We start from the raw sequence: 20605 nt of genomic DNA, 5'->3' as shown, positions 1-20605 counted from the left end.
TCTTCTGTTACCCAGATCACACATCGGTAACCAGAGACCCGGGCACGACCTGGTGCGGTCTCCCCGGGGTGGGGTCAGAGTCGGGCGACCAACCACGTGGAGGGACGGACGTCACCGAAGGCGGAGACGTTCGCGGCGAGTGCCCGGTCGGAGGTGACCACCACGACCCGGTCGCCGCGGTCGTGGGCGGCCTTCGCCTGGGTGACGATCATCGAGTCGCCGTCCTTGGGAGCGTGCACGACCCGCATCCCCGGAGACCGGGTGGCGGGTACGCCGGCCTTCGCGCCGCCCTCGAGGACGAGCACGACGGTGTCCTCGCTCAGGTCGGCGGCGCAGATCGCGTCGTAGAGCTTCGCCGCCGCCCCGGCGCGGTCGTTCCACCACCCGTTGGGGGTGGCGCCGACCACGTTGGCGGCGTCGACGATCAGGACCGACGGCACGTCACTTCAGGAACTTGGAGAAGTCGCTCGGGAGGTTGAGGTTGGCGAGGGCGTCGGCGTAGTCCTGCTCCGAGGGCTGCTTCTGGGTGCCGAACGGGTTCGCGGGAGCCGGGGCTTCCTTGGCCGTCTGGGCCGCCTTGGCCGGGTTGCCCGACTTGCGGGCACCCTTGCCCTTCTTCTGCTGCGGGGCCTGCTTGGCGCCGGCCCGCTTGCCGAAGCCGGCACCCGGGGCGCCGGGCATCCCGGGCATGCCGCCGCCGGAGGCGAGCTGCTTCATCATCCGGGCGGCCTCGGTGAAGCGCTCGACGAGCTGGTTGATGTCGCTGACGGCGCGACCCGAACCGCGGGCGATCCGGGAGCGGCGGGAGCCGTCGAGGATCTTCGGGTTGGCCCGCTCGGCCGGGGTCATCGACTGGATGATGGCTTGGATCCGGTCGATCTCACGCTCGTCGAAGTTCGCCAGCTGGTCCTTGAACTGACCCATGCCGGGGAGCATCCCCATCAGCTTGGTCATCGAGCCCATCTTGCGCAGCTGCTGCATCTGGACCAGGAAGTCGTCCAGGGTGAACTCGCCGGCACCGATCTTCTCGGCGGCCTTGGCGGCCTCCTCGGCGTCGAAGGTCTTCTCCGCCTGCTCGATCAGGGTGAGCATGTCGCCCATGTCGAGGATCCGGCCGGCCATCCGGTCGGGGTGGAAGAGGTCGAAGTCGGTCATCTTCTCGCCCGCGGAGGCGAACATGATCGGCTTGCCGGTCAGGCTGACGATCGACAGCGCCGCACCACCGCGGGCGTCACCGTCGAGCTTGGTCAGGACGACGCCGTCGTACCCGACGCCGTCGAGGAAGGCCTGCGCGGTGGTGACCGCGTCCTGACCGATCATCGCGTCGACGACGAAGAGGACCTCGTCGGGCTGGGTCGCGTCCCGGATGTCGGAGGCCTGCTGCATCAGCTCGGCGTCGATACCGAGACGACCGGCGGTGTCGATGATGACGACGTCGTGCAGGGTGCGGGCCGCCTCGGCGACACCGGCCTTGGCGACCTCGACCGGGTTTCCGACGCCGTTGCCCGGCTCGGGGGCGAAGACCTTGACGCCGACCTTCTCGCCGTTGACCTCGAGCTGCTTGACCGCGTTCGGGCGCTGCAGGTCACACGCGACCAGGAGCGGGGACTTGCCCTGCTCCTTGAGCCAGAGCGCGAGCTTGGCGGCGAGCGTGGTCTTACCGGCACCCTGGAGACCGGCGAGCATGATCACGGTCGGGCCGGTCTTGGCGTACTGGATCCGGCGCGTCTCGCCACCGAGGATGGTGACGAGCTCCTCGTTGACGATCTTGACGATCTGCTGGGCCGGGTTCAGCGCCTGGCTGACCTCGGCGCCGCGCGCCCGCTCCTTGACCGCGGCGACGAACTCCTTGACCACCGGCAGCGCGACATCGGCCTCGAGCAGCGCGATCCGGATCTCGCGCGCGGTGGCATCGATGTCGGCCTCGGAGAGCCGACCCTTCCCTCGCAGGTTCTTGAAGGTCTCGGCAAGCCGATCGGAGAGAGTCGCGAACACAGTCGTCCTAGCGTCGGGGCTGTCAGTGGAACGGTGTCCCAGGTTAGTCCGTGACTCCCGAAAGAGCCGCACGGACGGCATGGGCAGCCTCCGCGGCCCGCTGATCGCTGAGCGCGCCGGCGTGCGCCTCCTGCACGTAGAACACGTCGACGGCCTGCGGTCCGAGGGTGTCGATGTGGGCCGAACGCACCGACATGTCCAGGTCGGCGAGCGCGGCGCAGACCAGGTAGACCACCCCGGGGCGGTCGCTGGCACGGACCTCGAGCACCGTGGACTGGCTGCTCGCCTCTGGCCGGACGACGACCGAGGGGGCCAGCGGGTTCGCCGCAGGTGGGTTCAACCGCCCGGCGACGTCGAGGCGCCCGTCGACGATCGCCTCGTACCGGGTCCGCAGCACGCGGGGGTCGACCCCTTCCTCGGCGAGGTCCCAGACCGAGACGCCGTACGGCGGCTGGGCCCAGGCCCGCGCCGCACGCACCTTGAGCCGGCCCGACGCCAGGGTGGCGGCCACGTCGGCTAGGAGACCGACCCGGTCGGCCGCGATCACGGTCATCCGCTCGCCGTCGGGGGTCGGGTCGATCTCGAGGCTGACGCCGCCCTTGCGGACCGCCTTCGGGACGGCCAGCGGCTCCGGGAGCACGGCGGGAAGCGGTCCTCCCCCGGCCAGGGACGAGGCGGCCCGGCGGCCCAGGTCGAGGATCAGCGAGGAGCGCCACGACGACCACGCCTTCGGGCTGGTGGCACGGCCGTCGGCCTCGGTGAGCGCGATCAGCAGGGCGAGCGCCTCCGGGTCGGTGATCCGGCTGGTGATCGTCTCCACGGTCGCCGGGTCGTCAGGGTCACGGGTGGTGGCGGTGACCGACAGCAGCAGGTGCCACCGGACCAGGGTCTCGATTAGGTCGACGGAGTCGGGTTCGAAGCCCATCCGCTGCGCGATCTCCCGGGCGATCGGTGCACCGGCGACGCTGTGCTCGACCAGCCCACCCTTGCCGATGTCGTGCAGCAGGGCCGCGACCATCAGCACGTCGGGGCGGGCGACGGAACGGATCAGGGCACCGGCCTCCACGCAGGTCTCGATGACGTGCCGGTCCACGGTGAACCGGTGGATCACCGAGGCGTGCGGGAGGAGCCGGATGTTCTCCCACTCCGGCAGCAGGTGGTCGACGGCTCCGGTCTCGTCCAGGGTCTCCCACACCGCCAGGAGCCCCCGGCCGGCGGCGAGGAGGCGGACCAGCAGCTGGCGGGCCTCGGCGGGCCACGGCACCGGGATCGGCGGGCTCTGCTCGGCCAGCCGGGCGACCGTCGGCGGGGCCAGGATGACGTCCTGCTCCGCCGCGACCGTGGCGGCCCGCAGGAAGAGCAGCGGATCGCGCGCCGGATCGGCACCACGGTCCAGCACCACCTCGCCGCCGCTGAGCGCCACCCCGCGCTCGAGGGTGATCAGCTCGGGTCGCCGGGGAGCGGCCGCCCGAGGGCGGGACAGCACGGCGTCGACCCGCCGCCAGGTCAGGCGGGACAGGTGGGTGATGCGCCGTCCGATGGTGCGGACGTGTCGTTGGGCGGACCGGTCGTCGGCGAGCTCGAGCCGCTCGGCCAGCGGGGTCCACATCTCCGGGGTGATCCGATCGCCGGAGCGCCCGGCGAGCTCGTGCAGCTGGTCGCGCAGGTCGAGCAGGTCCTGTCGGCGTCGCTCGAGGTCCGCGTGCGGGACGTCGACGAGCCAGGTGGCGACGATCGCCTTGAGGATGGTGGCGTCGCGGATCCCGCCGGCCGCCTCCTTGAGGTCGGGGATGCTGGCGTGGGCCAGCTCCCCCATCAGCTCGTGCCGGGCGACGACGAGCTCCTTGAGCTCCGGCAGCCGTTCCCGGGCGTGCTTGCGCCACAGGGCGAGCATCTCGGTGCGCAGCCGCAGCGTGAGGTTGGTGTCGCCGGCGACGTGGCGGACGTCGAGCAGCCCGAGGGCGACCCGGATGTCGGCCGAGGCCTGGGTGACCATCTCGGAGAAGCTGCGGACCGAGTGGTCCAGCTTGGTCCCCGAGTCCCACAGCGGGTACCAGAGGGACCCGGCCGCCTCCCCGAGGTCGACCCCGTCATCGCTGACGAGGACGACGTCGAGGTCGGAGAACGGGGCGAGCTCGCCGCGGCCGTAGCCGCCGACCGCGACGAGCGCGACACCGTGGTGTGAAGCGGGATCCGAGGGGAAGGCGGAGGCGAACGCCTCCTGGCACAGCGTGTCGGCCTGAGCCGTGCGCGCTGCGCGCTCCGATGCTGTCAACGCGGGTCTTAGATCGCGGCCTCGTCCTTGTCGCCGGTGCGAACTCGGACGATGCCCTCGATGGCGCTGACCCACACCTTGCCGTCACCGATCCGACCGGTCTGGGCGCTGCCCACGATCGCGTCGAGCACGGCGTCGGCGTCGCTGTCCGGCACGACGATCTCGATCCGGATCTTCGGCACCAGCGCGACGTCGTACTCCGCGCCGCGGTAGACCTCGGTGTGACCCTTCTGCCGGCCGTAACCGCTGACCTCGCTGACCGTCATGCCGGTGACGCCGACGGCCTCGAGAGCGACGCGGACGTCCTCCCACTTGTGCGGCTTGATCACCGCGGTGACGAGCTTCATGGTCACTCCTCCTCTACAGCGCCGCGGCGTCGCGGTCGCCGGTGCGGACGCGGACCACCGTCTCGATGCCGCTGACCCACACCTTGCCATCCCCGATCCGGCCTGTCTGCGCCGTGCGGGTGATGAGCCCGACGACGTCTTCGGCGTCGCCGTCCTCGATGACGATCTCGATCCGGATCTTGGGCACGAGCGCGATGTCGTACTCGGCGCCGCGGTAGACCTCGGTGTGACCCTTCTGCCGGCCGTAGCCGCTGACCTCGCTGACGGTCATGCCCGTCACGCCGAAGGTCTCGAGGGCCTCGCGGACGTCCTCCCACTTGTGCGGCTTGATCACCGCGGTCACCAGCTTCACGAGAGGACCCCCGAACCGGCGGTGAGGTCGTAGGCGGCCTCACCGTGCTGGTCGGCGTCGATGCCGTCGACCTCGGCCTCCTCGGTGACCCGCCAGCCGATCGTGTACTTGATCGCGAAACCGATGATGGCGGTCGCGATGCCGGACCAGGCGATGGCCACGAGCGCGCCGAGGACCTGGTCGCCCAACGAGTCGAGGCCGCCGCCGTAGAACAGGCCGTCGACGCCGCCCGCGCCGTCGGACGTGGAGAAGAGGCCGATCAGCACGGTGCCGACGATGCCGCCGACGAGGTGGACGCCGACGACGTCGAGGGAGTCGTCGAGGCGGAACTTGAACTTCAGGCCCACGGCCCAGGCGCAGATGGCACCGGCGATGGCACCGATGGCGATGGCGCCGAGGGGGTCGACCGCGCCGCACGCCGGCGTGATCGCGACGAGACCCGCGACGATGCCCGATGCGGCGCCGAGCGAGGTGGCCTTGCCGTGCAGGAGTCGCTCGATGACCAGCCAGGCGAGCATCGCGGCCATCGTGGCGATGGTGGTGTTGGTGAACGTGCGCCCGGTCTCGCTGTAGAACTGAGCGAGGTTGGCGGCCGCACCCTTCTCGGTGCCCCAGTCGTCACCGAACACGATCGAACCGACGTTGAAGCCGTACCAGCCGAACCAGAGCAGACCAGCACCGATCATGGTCAACGGCAGGTTGTGCGGCTTCATCGGCTCGCGCATGAAGCCGACACGACGTCCGATGATGAGCGCCAGCACCAGGCCCGCGACACCGGCGTTGATGTGCACAGCGGTTCCACCGGCGTAGTCCTGGGCGCCGATCTTGGTACAGATGAGTGCCTCGTCGCTGCAGCTGAAGACCATGTGGGCGAGCGGGAAGTAGGACAGCGTGACCCAGAACGGGAGGAAGACGACCCAGGCGCTGAACTTGACCCGGTCAGCGATCGCGCCGCTGATCAGCGCGGCAGTGATCGCGGCGAACGTCAGCTGGAACATGACACCGATGTAGGTGTCGCTCGTGACGTCCTTGAGGCCGAAGAGGTCGAAGGGGTTGGCGAAGAACGTGCCGTCCCCCGGGCCGAAGGACATCGACCATCCCCACAGCACGTAGATGATGCCGACGACGCCGACGGCGACGAAGGACATCATCATCATGTTGAGGACCGACTTCGAGCGGGTCATGCCGCCGTAGAAGAGCGCGAGCGCCGGAACCGTCATCATCAAGACGAGCGCTGTCGCGACCAGCATCCAGGCGTAGTAGCCGTCCACAGAACCTCCAAGTGAAATGTCCGCGGTGGACGGCCAGTGCTACCCGTCCACCCTCGCGGGACACCTTCGTAGCCACACGTTTCGGCCTCCGGCGCGACATGTTTCGACCGTGTAACAGGTTCGGCGGTGCGTCTGCAGCGGCACCGCGCGGCTAGAATCTCGTGACCCGTCACCCCTGAAGGGACTGCCTGACCCCGCTATGACCCCGCACGACGAAATCGCCAAGCTCACCGAGTCGCTCCGACTGACCCAGGCAGAGCTGGCGAAGGTCCGGTTCCAGCTCGAAGACCTGATGGAGGAGAAGGCCTCCGCCGACGAGAGCGCGGCGAAGACTCGGGAGCTGGGCGCAGCAGCCACAGAGGGTCTTCGACGAGTCAGCACCTCGGGCAACGGACCCAAGGGGTGGATCAAGCGCCGACTGATGCGTCACCTCGCGAACGACGACGAGACGGCGAAGATCGCGATCCTTGAGGAATCGGACCTCTTCGACCCTGCCTGGTATCTCGGCTCGTACCCGAAGGCCGCGGCGACCGGCATGACACCCGCGCTTCACTACCTGCGGGAGGGGGCAGGCAAGAACTTCGACCCGGGCCCGTACTTCAGCACCCAGGAGTATCGGACCGCGCATCCCGAACTCGGCGCGGAGAACCCCCTGCTGCACTACCTGAACGTGAGCCGCACCGCCCGATGACGTCGGCACACTCATTGGCCGACCTTCACGGCCTGACAGCTCACGAACGCCAGTCGGTGGAGCGCCGCTTGGTCGGCCCCCACCTCGATACGACGTTCTACGTCACGCACTACGGCGCGACGATGGCCAAGGACGGATTCGACGATCCGGTCGCCCATTTCTGCGCAACCGGCTGGGAGCACCTGCTCAAACCCAGCCCGGACTTCGACACGTGGTGGTACTGGGCCAACTATCTGGACCCGTCAACCGCCACCGTCAATCCGTTGCTGCACTACATCCTTGAGGGTCGGGCGCTCGGGAACTCGCCGATCCCACATTATGGGGCTGCGGCCGTGCCCGCACCGCTGCCGACCGATCGACCGGTGCGCCGAGCCACTCTCTTCGCGTTCTTCGACACCGAGGGCCAGATCGACGAATCAGTCATCCTCTACCTACGGGACCTGAGTCGATTCAGCGACGTCTACTTCCTCGCCGACGGCTACCTGGACGAGTCAGAACTGGCCAAGGTTTCGTCGGTGACCCAAGGCGCATGGGCAGTTCGCCACGGGGCTTACGACTTCGGGTCCTACTCCATGCTCGCGCGTGAACTCGTCGGCTGGAAACGATTGGAAGCCTACGACGAGGTGCTGTTCGTCAACGACAGCTGCTTCCTCGTTCGACCCCTCGACGAGCTCTTCGCCGAGATGGCCGAACGCCCCAGTCCTTGGTGGGGCCTCCAAGCCACCAAGGGCATCGCCAAGACGCGCGATCAACAGGGCAACGACTTTCCGGAACCGATCCCGCTCGACACCGTTCGGACTCGGCTGCTTCCGGGGTACGAGAAGGACCCGATTTATGACTTCCTGGTCGGTTCGTACTTCCTCGCCTTTCGCCGCCCCGTCCTCGATGATCCACGGTTCCGCGCACTGATCGACTCCGTCCACGAGCAACCCTCGAAGCTCCTGGTCATCCAGAAGTACGAGGTCGGCCTCACTCACCTGTTGATCGGGCGAGGGTTCGGATTCGACACCTTCATCACGGCGCTCTACCCATTCCATCCGGTCTTCACGAGCTGGTACTTCGAGCTTCTACGCGAGGGCTTTCCCCTCCTCAAGCGCTACTTCCTCTACCAAAATCACTACGACGTCCCCGGACTGGCTGAGTGGAAGTCGATGGTCACCGCGGTCGTACCAGAGGCGCCCGTCGACTTGTTCGAGGCAACGCTCCTACGGACGTCGCCGGCCGATCGCCTTGCGCGGAGCCTCTCTTTGGTTGCTGGCCCTGACGGTGCGGCTGTGAAACCGAAGTTCACTCGAGGGAAGGTCTTCAAGAGGCGAGATGCGGTCAAGCCGAAGGACCCTGCCTGCTGGGTCTTCGCCACCGATCGCGTGACTGGCCTTCTCCCCGCGAGTCTTCGTGCCTTGCTGGAAGAGGTGCGCCACGATTCGTCGATCCGGAAGGTCATCCTCACCCGGGACCGATCGTTGCAGTTGGGCGGGAGCAATCTCGAGCTGTTGCCACTGATGGACGCGACGAGCCGCGAAGTCCTCTATCGGGCAGGTGCAGTTTTCGTCCGTTCCTCACCCCGTGGCACCGTTCAGGCGCCGATCCTCCGTGACTTGCGCGTCATCGTGGCCAGCCGGGACGGGTTGACGCTCACGCCGGCGGGGGCGATGAATGCCGACCCCGTCGATCCGAGCGAGTTGCCAGTTGCCCGCCCTGGGGAACCCGCCGTCTGGCTGCACGAGCTGGTGGAATCACCCGTCACGGGATTCGCCGCAAGTTCGGCCGCCGATCTCATCGCCGCCGCCAACGACCACGCACCGGCGCTCTACGGGGACGGATGGGTGACCGGCATTCCCGCCCACGACCTGCTCACCCGGCAGCTTGACCGGCTACCTGAAGATCTCGCATCGCAGGAGCTTGAAATTCGATCGCAGGCCGACGGCCGCAAGGTCGTCCTGCTGATTCCCGCGGCCGAGCAATGGCGGACCGGGTTCAAGCATCCGGAGTTCAGTCCGGCCTTCCGTCGGCGCGTCACGGAGCTTCTGCAACGCACCGACTCGGTTCTCGCGATTCGCGAGCCATACGGGGACTACAGCGGCTTTTACCGCCGGTACTGGCCGGAAGCGATCAATGCGTCAAATGCACGATTCTCCTCGACGCAAGCTGTCTTGAGAGCTGCCGACGTCATCTGGACCGACATTGATTCGAGCTCGCTCGACGCCACCATCACGGGCACCCCCGTGATGAGTTTCATTCCGGAGCCGCCGCCGAGTGGGGCCACCGTGTACAACCTTCACCACCTGTTCCCAGGATTCATCACCGACGACGAGGAGAGCTTCGTGGCGCACCTCGAGCAGGTCCTCCACCGCCCCGAACTCGCGGTCACGCCGCAGTACGAACGGTTCCGCAATCTCTTCCTGGACTTCAGGGACGATAGAAGTTCTGCCCGTCTCCTCGCGAAGGTTCGCGCCGAACTCGACAGGAGGGACTGGTGAATCTCGACGAGTTTCTCGACTCCTGGGATGCATATGTCCGCAGGTGGACCGATGCAGGTCCGGACGAGCAGGAAGAACTGACCACCGAGTTGTTGGCGAGAGGGCTCTCCCTTGCCGCGGCGCCCCGTGAGCGGCCGACGGTCGACGAGACGCTCGCCTGCGAGCTCGACGTTGTTCGTCGCGCAGGGGCGGTCGACGTGCCCCTGTTCCGCGAGAAGAACTCGTTCTGGAAGGACATCAAGAAGGGTCCGCGTGCAGTCTTCTGCCGAGAAGCTTGGCAGTTCCTGCGCAACCCGAGCCCAGACTTTGACGTCTGGTGGTACTGGGGCGAGTACCTCGACCCCGCTCGCGAGACGGTCAACCCACTCGTCCACTTCCTGGCACACGGACAGTTCGTCGGCAACTCACCGCTGCCCGTCCGGACCGAGCAGGAGCCCTTCAGCCTGCCCGCCGATCGGGAGCCCCGGAGGGTGTGCCTCTTCGCCGGGTATGACGCCGACGGGCGCATTGATGACTACGTCCTCGATTACCTGCGCGAACTCTCGAGGTTCGCCGACGTCTACTACCTCGCCGACGGTGAGATCGAGACTTCCGAACTGGAGAAGCTGGAGCCGTTCACGAAGGGAGCTTGGGCCGAGCGACACGGAGCCTACGACTTCGGGTCGTACTCGCTGCTCGCCAAGAAGTACGTCGGCTGGGACCTGATCGAGACCTACGACGAACTTCTGTTGGTGAACGACAGTTGCTACCTTCTGCGTCCTCTCGCCGACGTTTTCGCTCGGATGAGCACGACGTCTGCGCACTGGTGGGGGATGCAGGCGACCGCACACTACTTCGACGGCATCGACGATTCAGGGACTCCGATGTCACTCGCCGCAGCCAAGTCGGCGCGTATGCCCCACGAGTTGATGCAGTACACCGACTACCTCCACGTCGGGTCCTACTTCCTGGCATTCCGTTCCCCGGTGATCGCCGATCCACGGTTCCGGCGACACCTGAACTCGGTCGTCCCGCAACGTCGGAAGATCAACGTGATCACGAAGTACGAGACAGGCACGACGCGCCTGCTCTCCGAGATCGGATACGACTTCAGCACCTTCATGCCCGACGTCTACCCGTACCATCCGGCCTACGGACCCTCTGCCTTTGCGATGATTCGTGACGGCTTCCCGTTCCTCAAGCGCGGTTTCATCGCGGACAACCCGTACAACACACCTGACCTTGCCAGCTGGAAATCGCGCATCGCAGAGCTGGCCCCATCCGCCGACGTCGATACGATCGAGCGAAATCTCCTGCGCGTTTCCAGCGCGGAGAAGCTCGCTCGCACCTTCTCCCTGACCACGGAGGCAGACGGGTCGATCAGCTCGAACGAACCGATGAAGTGGCGGGAGTTCCGGCACTACGAGGCATCAACTCCCACGTTCGACCACTGGTGGGCGTTCCCCGTCTGCGCGTACGACCACACCTTCGCAGGCAACGAGAGAGCGGTCTTCGAGGAGGTGAAGGACGATCCTTCGATCAAGAAGATCATCCTGACCCGCTCACGCCAGGTCGACGTTCGCGGCGAGAACGTGGAGATCGTCCCTCTGATGAGTCGCCCGGGCCAGGAGCTCCTCGCCCGGTCAGGTCAGATCTTCGTCAAACACGGCCCACGCATCAACGCACATTGGCCAGTTCCATCGACGACCCACAACTTCATCAACCTGTGGCACGGGACCCCGCTCAAGCGTTTCGGATCAGCTTCCATCGACATTCCGCCGGCGGCCGAGGTCGCGTTGCAACGGAACAACGGCGCCAGCCGAGTGGTCCTTGCCTCCGGCGCGATGGACCGACTCGCCATGGCGGCGGCCTTCGCGCCGCTCGGATTCGCGGATGTGTGGACTACGGGGCTTCCACGCAACGACCTCATCCTTCGCGCCGACGACGAGCTTCCGCCCGACCTCCGGGCGAGCGTCGACCGACTGCGTGCCGAGGTCGATGGACGCCGGCTCGTCCTCTTTCTTCCCACGTTCAAGGACGGGCAGGAGGACTCCTATTACCAGTTCTCCGAGGACGAGGTCTCGCGGCTCGGTGCCTGGGCCGAGGCGAACAATGCCGTCATCGGGGTGCGTGAGCACATGGCCGACAAGGCCAGGACCTACTCCCGCCTCTTGGCGCCGATCGGGCCGATCAACCTTTCGTCACGGCGCTATCCCGATCTCGAGGTGCTCTACCGCGTGGCGGACGCCCTGATCAGCGACTACTCCAGCTGCTTGGTGGACTTCATGATCAGCGGGAAGCCCGTGCTGAGTTTCGCCTACGACCTCGATCGCTATTCCGATCAGGAACGCGGCCTGTACTACGACTTGGAGAAGGTCCTGCCCGGTCCTGTCTGCAAGGACTTCGACGAACTCGAGAACGCGCTCACCAAGGTTTTCCTGAGCCCTACGTCGGAGGAGCAGGAGGACTACGCCTGGCGCCGCCAGATCTTCCACGACCACGTCGACGACCAGGCCGCCTGGCGAGTGGTCCAGAAGGTGAAGTCGCTGTACCTCACGCCACCGGTTCGAAGGGGCTAGCTCGACGTGGTTCGCCGACTCGCCGTCATGGCGACCTGGGACCCGACCGGTGAGGTCGGCCCCCACGTCCGCTTCCAGGTCGAACAGCTCCTCCTGGCGTACGACGACGTCCTGGTGGTCTCCACGGCGAAGCTGACGCCGGGCGGACGGGCCTGGCTGGACTCGCACGTCACGCTGATCGAGCGGGAGAACACCGGCCACGACTTCGGGTCCTATCGCGCCGGGCTTCAGGCGGCGGAACCGCTCGACCGGTACGACGAGATCTCCCTGACCAACGACTCCTTCGTCGGCCCCCTCCGTCCGTTCGAGCAGATGCTCCGCGAGATGGCCGGGATCGCGGACTTCTGGGGGTTCACCCGTTCGGAGCGGATCCAGCCCCACGTGCAGAGCTTCTTCGTGACCTTCGGTCGCGCCGTGGTCACGTCGACCGCGTTCAGCGAGTTCTGGGGGTCGTTCGAGCCGCTGGACGACCGCATGGAGGTGATCCGACGCTACGAGGTCGGGCTGAGCGTCCGGCTCCACGACGCTGGCTTCCGCTCGGCGGCCTACTTCAACGAGACCGCGTCCGATCGTGCGGTCGGTCGGCAGCGGGTGAAGTGGTGGGCCTGGCACCGCGGACCGATCCGGAGCCGCAAGGACCTCCGGCGACTGCGCCGCCAGCGCCGCGTCGCGTGGAACCCCACGCGTGCCCTGGCCGACCGGGCGCTCGGGTCCGGCCGGATGCCGTTCCTGAAGCTCGACAACCTTCGTCTGGACCCGTACGCGTTGGACGCCGAACGCCTGCTGACCTTGGCGGAGGAACGTTTTCCCGAGGCGCTCGTCGGAATTCGCGACCACCTCGAGCGCACCCGAGAGCTTCAGCCCGTCCGCGCCAACGAGATCGTCCACCCGACGCCGTGGTGGCTCAGGCCGTTCGCCCGCCGGGTCCGCTACGACGTCGCGGACTGAGCCAGCGCTGCGTGGGCGGCAGCCTCGAGCGCGACTGCTCGAGCCGCGAACGAGTGCTCCTCCCGCACTCGCCGAGCGACGAGATCGCGCTCCTCGGCTGTGCCGAAGATCGCATCGAGGTCGGGCGCGTTCGCCAGCGCTGTGAGGTCGGCGACCGTCCGGTAGGGCTGGACCGAGCGGCCGAACAGGTCTCCGAGCCCCTCGATGTCGTCGGTGACGACCCGCGCCCCGGACGCGACCGCGTCGAAGAGCCGGTTGGAGATGAACCCGTCGCGTCGCATATCGTCCCAGTGGTCGTTGAACACCAGCCTCGCCGCGGCGTACAGCCCTGAGAGCTGGTCGTTGGCGACGAAGGTGGCCGCGATCTGCTCCGCCGGGAGGTAGGTGTCCCAGCCTCCGCCGATCACCGTCAGCCCGATCCCGGACTCGACGGCGTCCCGCACGATCCGGCGGTACTCGCCGCGGGTGTTGCCGACGAAGAGAGCGGGCCCGCCCTGGTTGTCCTCCGCATCGTGACGGAAGCGCCCCGGGTCCGTCGCCTGAAGGAGAGGGTCGATCTGACGACCCCACCGGACGGTGTGCTCCTCGGCCCAGGGGCGGCTGGCGGCGAAGACCCTGTCGAATCCGGCGAGCTCGCCCGGATCGACCTCGTCGGGGTGCGAGATGATCCACATCAGGTGGGCGTGGGCGCGCCGCTCCGGCGGAGTCCAGGGCTTGCGTCCCCGGAGCAGCAGCGCGACGTCATCGAGGTCGGCCGTGGGCCGGTCGAAGGCACCCCTCCGGTCGATGACGGCATGATGGCCGCGATCGCGCAGTGCCTCGGCCAGTGAGTCGGCGAAGTGGGTGTCTCCCCAGGCGTCGCCCGCCTCGCCGCTGACGGCCGGGTTCTTGATCGCCCAGCGCAGGGGCCTGGGTTCGGCCCGGGTCGCCGGCGTCCAGGCGACGGCCCGAGGACCGTCGGTCTGCTCCGGATCGATCCGGAACCCGAGCGCGGTCCAGAGCCTCGTCTCGTCCGTCTGGATCGGGCCGCCGGGCGCATCGGCTGCGCTCGGCCACACCACGACCCGGACGTTCGGCACGAGTCGGCGTTCCGGTACCGCCGTGGGGCGTGCTCCGGACCGGGACAGCAACGCACGGGGATCGAGGGTATTGAACCCGATCCCGGCCAGACCTCGTGCCTCGTCAGCGGCGAAGCCGCCGAGGAACGGCACGGTGCCACCATCGACGACGGCTCGTCCGGCCGTGACGATCTCCCCCGACTCGGTGACCAGGACAGGGCTGACCTCGTCGGCCCCGGCGTCCAGCAGGGCCGACCACCAGGTGGTCCCGCCCGGCAAGCGGCGCACGCCGCGCAGTTCGATCACCCACGGCGTCGTGATGGTCGGGCCGTCATCGACGACGATCCTCGGATCGATCGCCGGGAGGGCTGCGAGGGCCGCTCGGGCCTCGACGGAAGCGCCGGTGGAGTCGACCGCGACCTGCAGGCCGGAGGCGGCAGCGCGCAGGGCATTGCGGATGGCGCCGCCCAGATCGCCGCCCTCGCCGCCGAGCGGCACGAGCGCGGTCACCTCGGCCGCTGCCAGGGAGGCCTCCCGGTCGACGTGGTGCGGCGTCACCACCCCCTGCCGAAGCCATTCCTCAAGGTCGGTTCCGACCGGCAACCACGTGGCCGGCTCGATCCCGCGCCCGCGACCGACCGCGAGGTAGTGGCCCGTGGGACCGTCCGGATGTTCACGCGCCTCCGGTGCCGCGCGCAGGTAGGCCTCAGCGTCGAAGAGCGGGTGGGTGTCGGTGCCCCACAGCCGACCCTCGAGGACGGCGGTGAGCGGCTCGGTCCCGGCGAGTCGCGCCCGCCGTGCGTCGCTCCAGCCGCCGAGGATGCTGAGCGGATCCACCAGGGGGTGAGGTTGCAGACCCTCGCTCCAGCGGTTCAGGTAGAGATCGACCGCCTCGGGACGGGTCAGGCTCGTGCCGACCTGCCGGCTCAGCCAGGCTTCGTCGAAGAGGAGCGAGCCGAGCAGGATGCTCCCCTCCGGCCACGTACCCGCGCGACTCCTCCGACGCCACGGAAGCCGAGCCACGACGAGCTCAGCCCAGCAGTGCGTCGACGAAGGCCTCGGGGCTGAACGGCGCGAGGTCGTCGGGTCCTTCACCCAGCCCGACCAGCTTGACCGGCACACCCAGCTCGCGCTGGACCTGGACCACGATCCCACCCTTGGCCGACCCGTCGAGCTTGGTGAGCACGATCCCGGTGACGTCGACGGCCTCGCTGAACACGCGGGCCTGCATCAGTCCGTTCTGTCCGGTCGTCGCGTCCAGGACGAGGAGCACCTCGGTCACCGGCGCCGACTTCTCGATGACCCGCTTGACCTTGCCGAGCTCGTCCATCAGACCCTGCTTGTTCTGCAGTCGTCCGGCGGTGTCGACCACGACGGTGTCGACCTGGGAACCGATCCCCTGCTTGACCGAGTCGAAGGCGACGGACGCAGGGTCGCCGCCCTCGGGTCCGCGGACCACCTCGACGCCGACGCGGTCGCCCCAGGTCTGCAGCTGGTCGGCCGCGGCGGCCCGGAAGGTGTCCGCAGCACCGAGGAGCACGGAGCGATCCTCGGCGACGAGGATCCGGGCCAGCTTGCCGACCGTGGTGGTCTTGCCTGCCCCGTTGACGCCCACGACCAGGACGACACCGGGGGCCTCGCCCTCACCCGTGACCTGGAGCCGACGGTCAAGCGACGGGTCGACCAGCGTGACGAGCTCCTCGCGGAGGACCTCCTTGGCGCCCGACTGGGCGACACCCTCGACCCGGAACCGGGTCTTGAGCCGCTCGGTGAGCTCCTGGGTGGGTCCGACGCCGATGTCGGAGGTGATCAGGAGGTCCTCGATCCCCTCCCACGTGTCCTCGTCGATCTTGTCGCTGGAGAGCAGACCCAGCAGCCCGCGGCCGAGGGCGGAGTTGGAACCGGCGAGCCGTTGGCGCAACCGGATCAGTCGGGAGGCGGTGCCCTCCGGGCGTTCGGGCGCGAGAACCGCGCTGTCGGCGCCGGGAGTGGCACCGGAGCCGGCGGACTCGGCCGGCTCGACGGGAGCAACGCTGTCGCTCGACGGAGCCACCTCGACACCCGTCCGGCCGCGGCGCTGCACGACGACGAGGCCGACGACAACCGCGACGACCAGGATCGCGACGAGCGCGATGATGATGGCGGGGTTCATGGATTCATCCAATCAGACACGGAACGGAAGGCGATCAACCGCGCGTCGCCCCGATGTGGCACCGCATGGTGCCAACCTTCTTCAGTTGCGCCTGAGTTGCAGCCGACAACAACCGGCGGGCGTGGCGGTCACCGCGCGGAACACAGGCCAGCGTCACACCTAGTCGCCGCAGGGCGCCCCGGATCCTCTGGACTGCAGGCCGTCGAACAGGCTGGCTGCTGACGAGCCTGTAGAGCTCAAATCGATCAGCGATCTCCTTGCGCGGCGCATCGAGGGCCGGAAGGTAGTCCACTCGGGGAACGACCGAGAACGGACCTGCAGTCGAGATCGCGAGATTCTGCATCTGAACCGGTGGCATCAGCCACAGACCGTCTGGCACGTCCAGGTCGCGGGCGGCACGGACGTCCGCCAGCGCGACCTGATCGACCTTCCAGGTCGGCGACGTCGTCAGCTTCGCCCCGATGTCCGAGGACCAGATCCAGTTGCCGCCCAGGAGTGGAACCGCCACGACGGCCGCCAGGAGGGCTGTCAGCGCGATCCGGCCACGCCGCTCGCCCCGCGGGCCAGCGCCCAGAACAGGGACGGCCAGCGCGGCGAGGAGGCCGACCATGACGCCGATCGGCGCGACGCTGGGCAGACGCCACACCACCGCACCGGCCCCGGTCACCCGCGCCGCCACGTCCAGGAGACCCGGGAGGAACACCGCAAGGCTGACGAACGCCGCCGACCCGGCGAGGAGATGGGCGGGGCGACGCGCCACGCCCACCACGACGGCGACCGCGGCGAGAGCCAGAGCCGCCATCGAGAGCGAAGCGCCGTAGACGATCCCGAAGACCCGGTCGGCGTCCGTCACGCTCGCCAGCGCCGAGCCGAGGGAGGTCGATCCCGTCGCCTGGACCACGCCGTTGACCAACGGCGCGACCAGGAAGATCAGGGAGCCGAACGCGAGGGGACGCGAGCGGAGCAGGAGCGCCGCGAGCAGCGCCGAACCCACCAGCATCGGTGCCAGCAGCGCGGAGCTCGTGGTGAACCCGACGAAGGCGATACCGGCAGCGCCGAGCAGGACGTACAGCGATCGCGTCGGCGCGACGACGAGTCGGCTGAAGTACAACCAGACCACGGGGAGCAGGACGGCGTAGGCGGTCACCTTGCCCTGCCAGATGCGACCGATCGAGTAGTTCCCGATGACCGCGCTCCCGCTGGCCAGGACGAAGAGCAGCGCGAGCGCCAGGACCAGGACCCGACGCCGCGGCGCCCATTCCCGCACCAGGCGCCACGTCACCCAGACGAAGACGGCGGCCAGGATCGGGGCGTAGACCAGGTACGCGACACTCCCGGCCTCCACACCGAGGATCGACGCGACCACACCCTGCAACGCTTCGATGCTGGGGGTCGGAAGCCCCCCGCCGAACGACAACGGGTAGGTGCCCGGGCCGAACATGGTGTCGCGCAACATCGCCGTCCCGTGCTCGGCCACCCACGCGGCACGGTTGACGTAGTAGGCGTCGTCGGCATCGGACTTGAAGACGAAGAGCGACAGCGCGCCGACTCCGAGCGCGAAGAGGCCGGCAGCGAGGTGTTCGAGCTGGGATGTCGGTGCCACCGGCGGAGGAGGTCCTGCCGGCTGGACCCGAATCGGCAGGCCGAGGAGGACGATGACGGCGAGAGCGAGCACGACGGCCGGGAAGACGCCGATCTCCGCGTGCAGCAGCGCCGTCACCACGAGACCGACGAGAGCGATCGCGACGGCCACGGCTCGACGCCCGCCCTGGAGCGGACGCCAGCGGGTGTCCGACTCGATCGCGGCGGTCGGGCGCTCCCCCTGCGGCGGGCTCGGCCGCAACCAGAGCGCTCCGGCCAGGACGCATCCGGCGCCGACGACAGCGAACACCCATCCACCCGGACGCAGATCGACCTGGGTCGCGAGGCCGACCTGGTACCAGAGGGTCCACAGCGCGAAGGCGACGACGGCGCCGTCCACGCCTCCGTCGACGAGCTCCGGCCAGCTTCGCCATGACAAGCGGGAGCGTTGCGCCCTGGTCGACACCTTGGTTCCTCCGAGCGGCCGTGGTCGGTCAGTCGGCCCCCGAGAAGGTAACGCACCCTCGGCCGCCCCGACGAACTCGACTCGTGCCTTCCGATCCCCGAGTGATACCAATGGGCCGGAGCGCGGCCAGCGCTGTTCAGTCTCGTACAGGGTGAGGACGCAGAGATGGTGGAGAGCTACGACCACGTGGTCGTCGGCGGAGGGATCGTCGGTGCTGCGACGGCGTGGACGCTGACCGAGCGCTACCCCGGTCGCCGCGTCCTGCTGATCGAGAAGGAAGCCCAGCTCGGCCACCACCAGACCGGCCACAACAGCGGCGTCATCCACTCCGGGATCTACTACGCACCGGGGAGCCTGAAGGCTCGACTGTGCCGTGAGGGCGTCGCGGCGACGGAACGCTTCGCCGACGAGAACGGGATCCCCTGGCGTCGGATCGGCAAGCTGCTCGTCGCGAGCGACGAGCGGGAGCTGGCGGGGATGCACAGCCTGGCCGAGCGAGCAGCCGTCAACGCCATCCCTGCGACCGTCCTGTCCGGGGCCGAGCTGCGCGACCGGGAACCGCACGTCGTGGGTCTGGGCGCCCTGCACATCCCGTCCACCGGGATCACCGACTACGGCGCGATCACCCGCCGGCTCGGCGAGCTCGTGGTGCAGGCCGGCGGAACGCTGATGCTCGACACCCGGCTGACCGGGATCGACGAGCGTGCCGACGGCGTCACCCTGACCACCACCTCCGGCGAGGTGCTCGCGACCCAGGTCGTGGTGTGTGCGGGGATCCAGGCCGATCGGGTGGCCGCGCTCGCTGGTATCGAGGTCGACTTCGCGATGGTCCCCTTCCGTGGTGAGTACTACGACGTCCGTCCGGAGCGGACCGACCTCGCGAAGACGCTGATCTACCCGATCCCCGATCCCGAGCTTCCGTTCCTTGGTGTCCACCTGACACCGACCGTCGACGGCGGCCTCAACGTCGGCCCCAACGCCGTGCTCGGGCTGGCTCGTGAGGGCTACGCGAAGTTCTCCTTCGATCGCCGCGACGCCTGGGACATCGCCCGCTTCCCGGGGATGTGGCGGGTCGCCAAGGCGAACGTCCGGACCGGAGCTCGCGAGATGCGCAACTCGATGTCCAAGCGCGCCTACCTCCGGCTGTGCCAAAAGTACTGCCCCGACCTCCGCCTCGAGGACCTCACTCCCCGCGAGGCGGGCATCCGGGCGCAGGCCGTGCTCCGCGACGGCTCGTTCGTCCAGGACTTCCTGTTCCGCGACACGCCCCGCACGCTGCACGTCGTGAACGCGCCGTCGCCGGCCGCCACCTCCGCGATTCCGATCGCGCGGATGATCGTCGACCGGGTCAGCGGCCAGGAGGGCTGATCAGACCTCGTCGTCCTCGATACCAGGGTCGTGCTGCAGCGGCCCGTGCCGACGCCGCTCGAGCACACCCAGGCTCGCCGCTCCCGCAGCGGTCGCCAGGTCGGCGAGAGTCAGCAGGACCCGGCTGACGGCCGCGAGGGCGATCGCCGTGCCGGCGCCGACGTACGGCGTCAGAGCGGTCACGATGACCAGCTCACGCACTCCTGCACCCGAGGGCAGGACGAAGAAGAACAACCCGGAGATCATGGCTGCCGCCATCGCTCCGATGCACAGGCTGAGCAACCCGGGACCGACGTCGGCGCTCCCCTTCGCCAGCAGCCAGAGGTGCACCCCGAACGCGACGTACGAACCCACGGCAGCCAGGAGTGAGCAGACCACCGCCCTGAGTCGGACCGGGTGGTCCAGCGGCGGCCTCCGCAGGATCCGGAAGGCGACGGAGACCAGCCGGTTCAGGATGCGCGGGTGGAGGCAGATCAAGCCCACCGGGAGGAGCACGTAGAGCCATCGGAGCGGTTCGAGTCCCGCGTCGTGCGCGCTCAAGGACGGGATCGCCAGCACCCCGCACAGCAACGCGGCGACGACCGCCACGGCCAAGGAGAAGAGCGTGGCGGTGAAGACACGCGCGCGGGCCAGGCCCGCGCGACGACCGAGCTCCATCTGGAGCACGTAGGCCCACACGGATCCGGGCAGGTACTTGCCCAGCTGTCCGACGAGGAAGATCTGCGCACCGCGGGAGAAACCCACCCGCTCGCCGAGCTCATCGACGAGGAACTGCCAGCTCAGGGTCGACAGGCCGATCGCGACCGGGAGCGCGAGGAACGACGGCACCCACTCCCGCCACGACATCTCGGTGATGGTGTCGCGGACCTCGACCCAGTGGCTGCGGACCGTCCAGATCGCAGCCGCCACGACGGCGAGGATGAGCACGATCCGTCCCCAGTGCACCAACCGACCACGGAGAGTGTGCGGATGCGTGGAGGAGGGCGCAGGGGCGTCCTCCCTCGGCGCGAGGGATGGAGCGTTAGGCGATGACACCGCTCCAGTGTGCAATAGGTGAGGCGAG

15 protein-coding genes are annotated in these 20605 nt (G+C 68.5%); 5 read left to right on the top strand and 10 right to left on the bottom strand.

Annotation, left to right across the window (positions count from 1 at the left end; translation table 11 throughout):
* Nucleotides 1-74: 74 nt before the first annotated feature.
* Genes ACZ5J1_RS03765 through ACZ5J1_RS03740 form a run of 6 tightly spaced genes read right to left on the bottom strand, consistent with a single transcriptional unit; the run spans nucleotide 75 to nucleotide 6240 of the window.
* Nucleotides 75-440 carry a PIN domain-containing protein gene (locus ACZ5J1_RS03765; protein WP_464562645.1) on the bottom strand — a complete coding sequence of 122 codons (366 nt, stop codon included), beginning with the start codon at nucleotides 438-440 and terminating at the stop codon, nucleotides 75-77.
* Nucleotide 441: 1 nt separating this feature from the next.
* A complete protein-coding gene (gene ffh / locus ACZ5J1_RS03760; protein WP_464562644.1) occupies nucleotides 442-1995 on the bottom strand; it encodes a signal recognition particle protein in 1554 nt (517 codons plus the stop codon).
* Nucleotides 1996-2038: 43 nt separating this feature from the next.
* On the bottom strand, nucleotides 2039-4270 hold the full coding sequence (locus tag ACZ5J1_RS03755; RefSeq protein ID WP_464562643.1) for a [protein-PII] uridylyltransferase: 2232 nt from the start codon (nucleotides 4268-4270) through the stop codon (nucleotides 2039-2041).
* An 8-nt stretch (nucleotides 4271-4278) separates the two neighbouring features.
* Complete coding sequence (locus ACZ5J1_RS03750; RefSeq protein ID WP_464562642.1) at nucleotides 4279-4617, bottom strand: P-II family nitrogen regulator; 339 nt, start codon at nucleotides 4615-4617, stop codon at nucleotides 4279-4281.
* A gap of 13 nt (nucleotides 4618-4630) precedes the next feature.
* Nucleotides 4631-4969, bottom strand: coding sequence for a P-II family nitrogen regulator (locus tag ACZ5J1_RS03745; RefSeq protein WP_464562641.1), 339 nt, complete (start codon nucleotides 4967-4969; stop codon nucleotides 4631-4633).
* Nucleotides 4966-6240, bottom strand: a complete 1275-nt coding sequence (locus ACZ5J1_RS03740) for an ammonium transporter (protein WP_464562639.1) — start codon at nucleotides 6238-6240, stop codon at nucleotides 4966-4968. The genes ACZ5J1_RS03745 and ACZ5J1_RS03740 overlap by 4 nt, the downstream gene beginning before the upstream one ends.
* 199 nt (nucleotides 6241-6439) lie before the next feature.
* On the opposite strand from ACZ5J1_RS03740, the gene ACZ5J1_RS03735 reads away from it, so the two are divergent.
* Genes ACZ5J1_RS03735 through ACZ5J1_RS03720 form a run of 4 tightly spaced genes read left to right on the top strand, consistent with a single transcriptional unit; the run spans nucleotide 6440 to nucleotide 12917 of the window.
* On the top strand, nucleotides 6440-6931 hold the full coding sequence (locus ACZ5J1_RS03735) for a hypothetical protein (protein ID WP_464562637.1): 492 nt from the start codon (nucleotides 6440-6442) through the stop codon (nucleotides 6929-6931).
* Nucleotides 6928-9411, top strand: a complete 2484-nt coding sequence (locus tag ACZ5J1_RS03730; protein WP_464562635.1) for a rhamnan synthesis F family protein — start codon at nucleotides 6928-6930, stop codon at nucleotides 9409-9411. Before ACZ5J1_RS03735 ends, ACZ5J1_RS03730 begins: the two co-directional genes overlap by 4 nt.
* Nucleotides 9408-11969, top strand: coding sequence for a CDP-glycerol glycerophosphotransferase family protein (locus ACZ5J1_RS03725; RefSeq protein WP_464562633.1), 2562 nt, complete (start codon nucleotides 9408-9410; stop codon nucleotides 11967-11969). The genes ACZ5J1_RS03730 and ACZ5J1_RS03725 overlap by 4 nt, the downstream gene beginning before the upstream one ends.
* Nucleotides 11970-11996: 27 nt before the next feature.
* Nucleotides 11997-12917: a rhamnan synthesis F family protein gene (locus ACZ5J1_RS03720; RefSeq protein WP_464562631.1), complete on the top strand. Its 921-nt coding sequence runs from the start codon at nucleotides 11997-11999 to the stop codon at nucleotides 12915-12917.
* Here ACZ5J1_RS03720 and ACZ5J1_RS03715 read toward each other — a convergent pair.
* From ACZ5J1_RS03715 to ACZ5J1_RS03705, 3 genes are read right to left on the bottom strand one after another with little or no spacing between them, the layout of a single operon-like run.
* Complete coding sequence (locus ACZ5J1_RS03715; RefSeq protein WP_464562629.1) at nucleotides 12899-14998, bottom strand: glycosyltransferase family protein; 2100 nt, start codon at nucleotides 14996-14998, stop codon at nucleotides 12899-12901. The two genes, ACZ5J1_RS03720 and ACZ5J1_RS03715, sit on opposite strands and share 19 nt — an antisense overlap.
* A 7-nt stretch (nucleotides 14999-15005) precedes the next feature.
* Nucleotides 15006-16127: a signal recognition particle-docking protein FtsY gene (ftsY, locus tag ACZ5J1_RS03710; protein WP_464562627.1), complete on the bottom strand. Its 1122-nt coding sequence runs from the start codon at nucleotides 16125-16127 to the stop codon at nucleotides 15006-15008.
* 34 nt (nucleotides 16128-16161) lie between these two features.
* Nucleotides 16162-18147, bottom strand: a complete 1986-nt coding sequence (locus tag ACZ5J1_RS03705; protein WP_464562626.1) for a DUF6077 domain-containing protein — start codon at nucleotides 18145-18147, stop codon at nucleotides 16162-16164.
* A 192-nt stretch (nucleotides 18148-18339) separates the two neighbouring features.
* Here ACZ5J1_RS03705 and lhgO point away from each other — a divergent pair, with 192 nt between their 5' ends.
* Entirely contained in the window at nucleotides 18340-19542 is a 1203-nt protein-coding gene (gene lhgO, locus ACZ5J1_RS03700; protein WP_464562625.1) for an L-2-hydroxyglutarate oxidase, read from the top strand.
* Here lhgO and ACZ5J1_RS03695 read toward each other — a convergent pair whose 3' ends face one another.
* Entirely contained in the window at nucleotides 19543-20469 is a 927-nt protein-coding gene (locus ACZ5J1_RS03695; protein WP_464562623.1) for a lysylphosphatidylglycerol synthase domain-containing protein, read from the bottom strand.
* Nucleotides 20470-20605 lie beyond the last annotated feature (136 nt).

Source organism: Nocardioides sp. JCM 18999 (genome assembly GCF_055391175.1).
Note: the sequence above shows the minus strand (reverse complement) of the source record. Positions and strands in the feature narration are given on the sequence as shown.

What these genes read in the sequence shown, in the direction of transcription:
- ACZ5J1_RS03750 (WP_464562642.1), bottom strand. Translation starts at nt 4,617, where the DNA reads ATGAAGCTCGTCACCGCGGTGATCAAGCCGCACAAGTGGGAGGACGTC.
- ACZ5J1_RS03735 (WP_464562637.1), top strand. Translation starts at nt 6,440, where the DNA reads ATGACCCCGCACGACGAAATCGCCAAGCTCACCGAGTCGCTCCGACTG.
- ftsY (WP_464562627.1), bottom strand. Translation starts at nt 16,127, where the DNA reads ATGAACCCCGCCATCATCATCGCGCTCGTCGCGATCCTGGTCGTCGCG.
- ACZ5J1_RS03730 (WP_464562635.1), top strand. Translation starts at nt 6,928, where the DNA reads ATGACGTCGGCACACTCATTGGCCGACCTTCACGGCCTGACAGCTCAC.
- ACZ5J1_RS03720 (WP_464562631.1), top strand. Translation starts at nt 11,997, where the DNA reads ATGGCGACCTGGGACCCGACCGGTGAGGTCGGCCCCCACGTCCGCTTC.
- lhgO (WP_464562625.1), top strand. Translation starts at nt 18,340, where the DNA reads ATGGTGGAGAGCTACGACCACGTGGTCGTCGGCGGAGGGATCGTCGGT.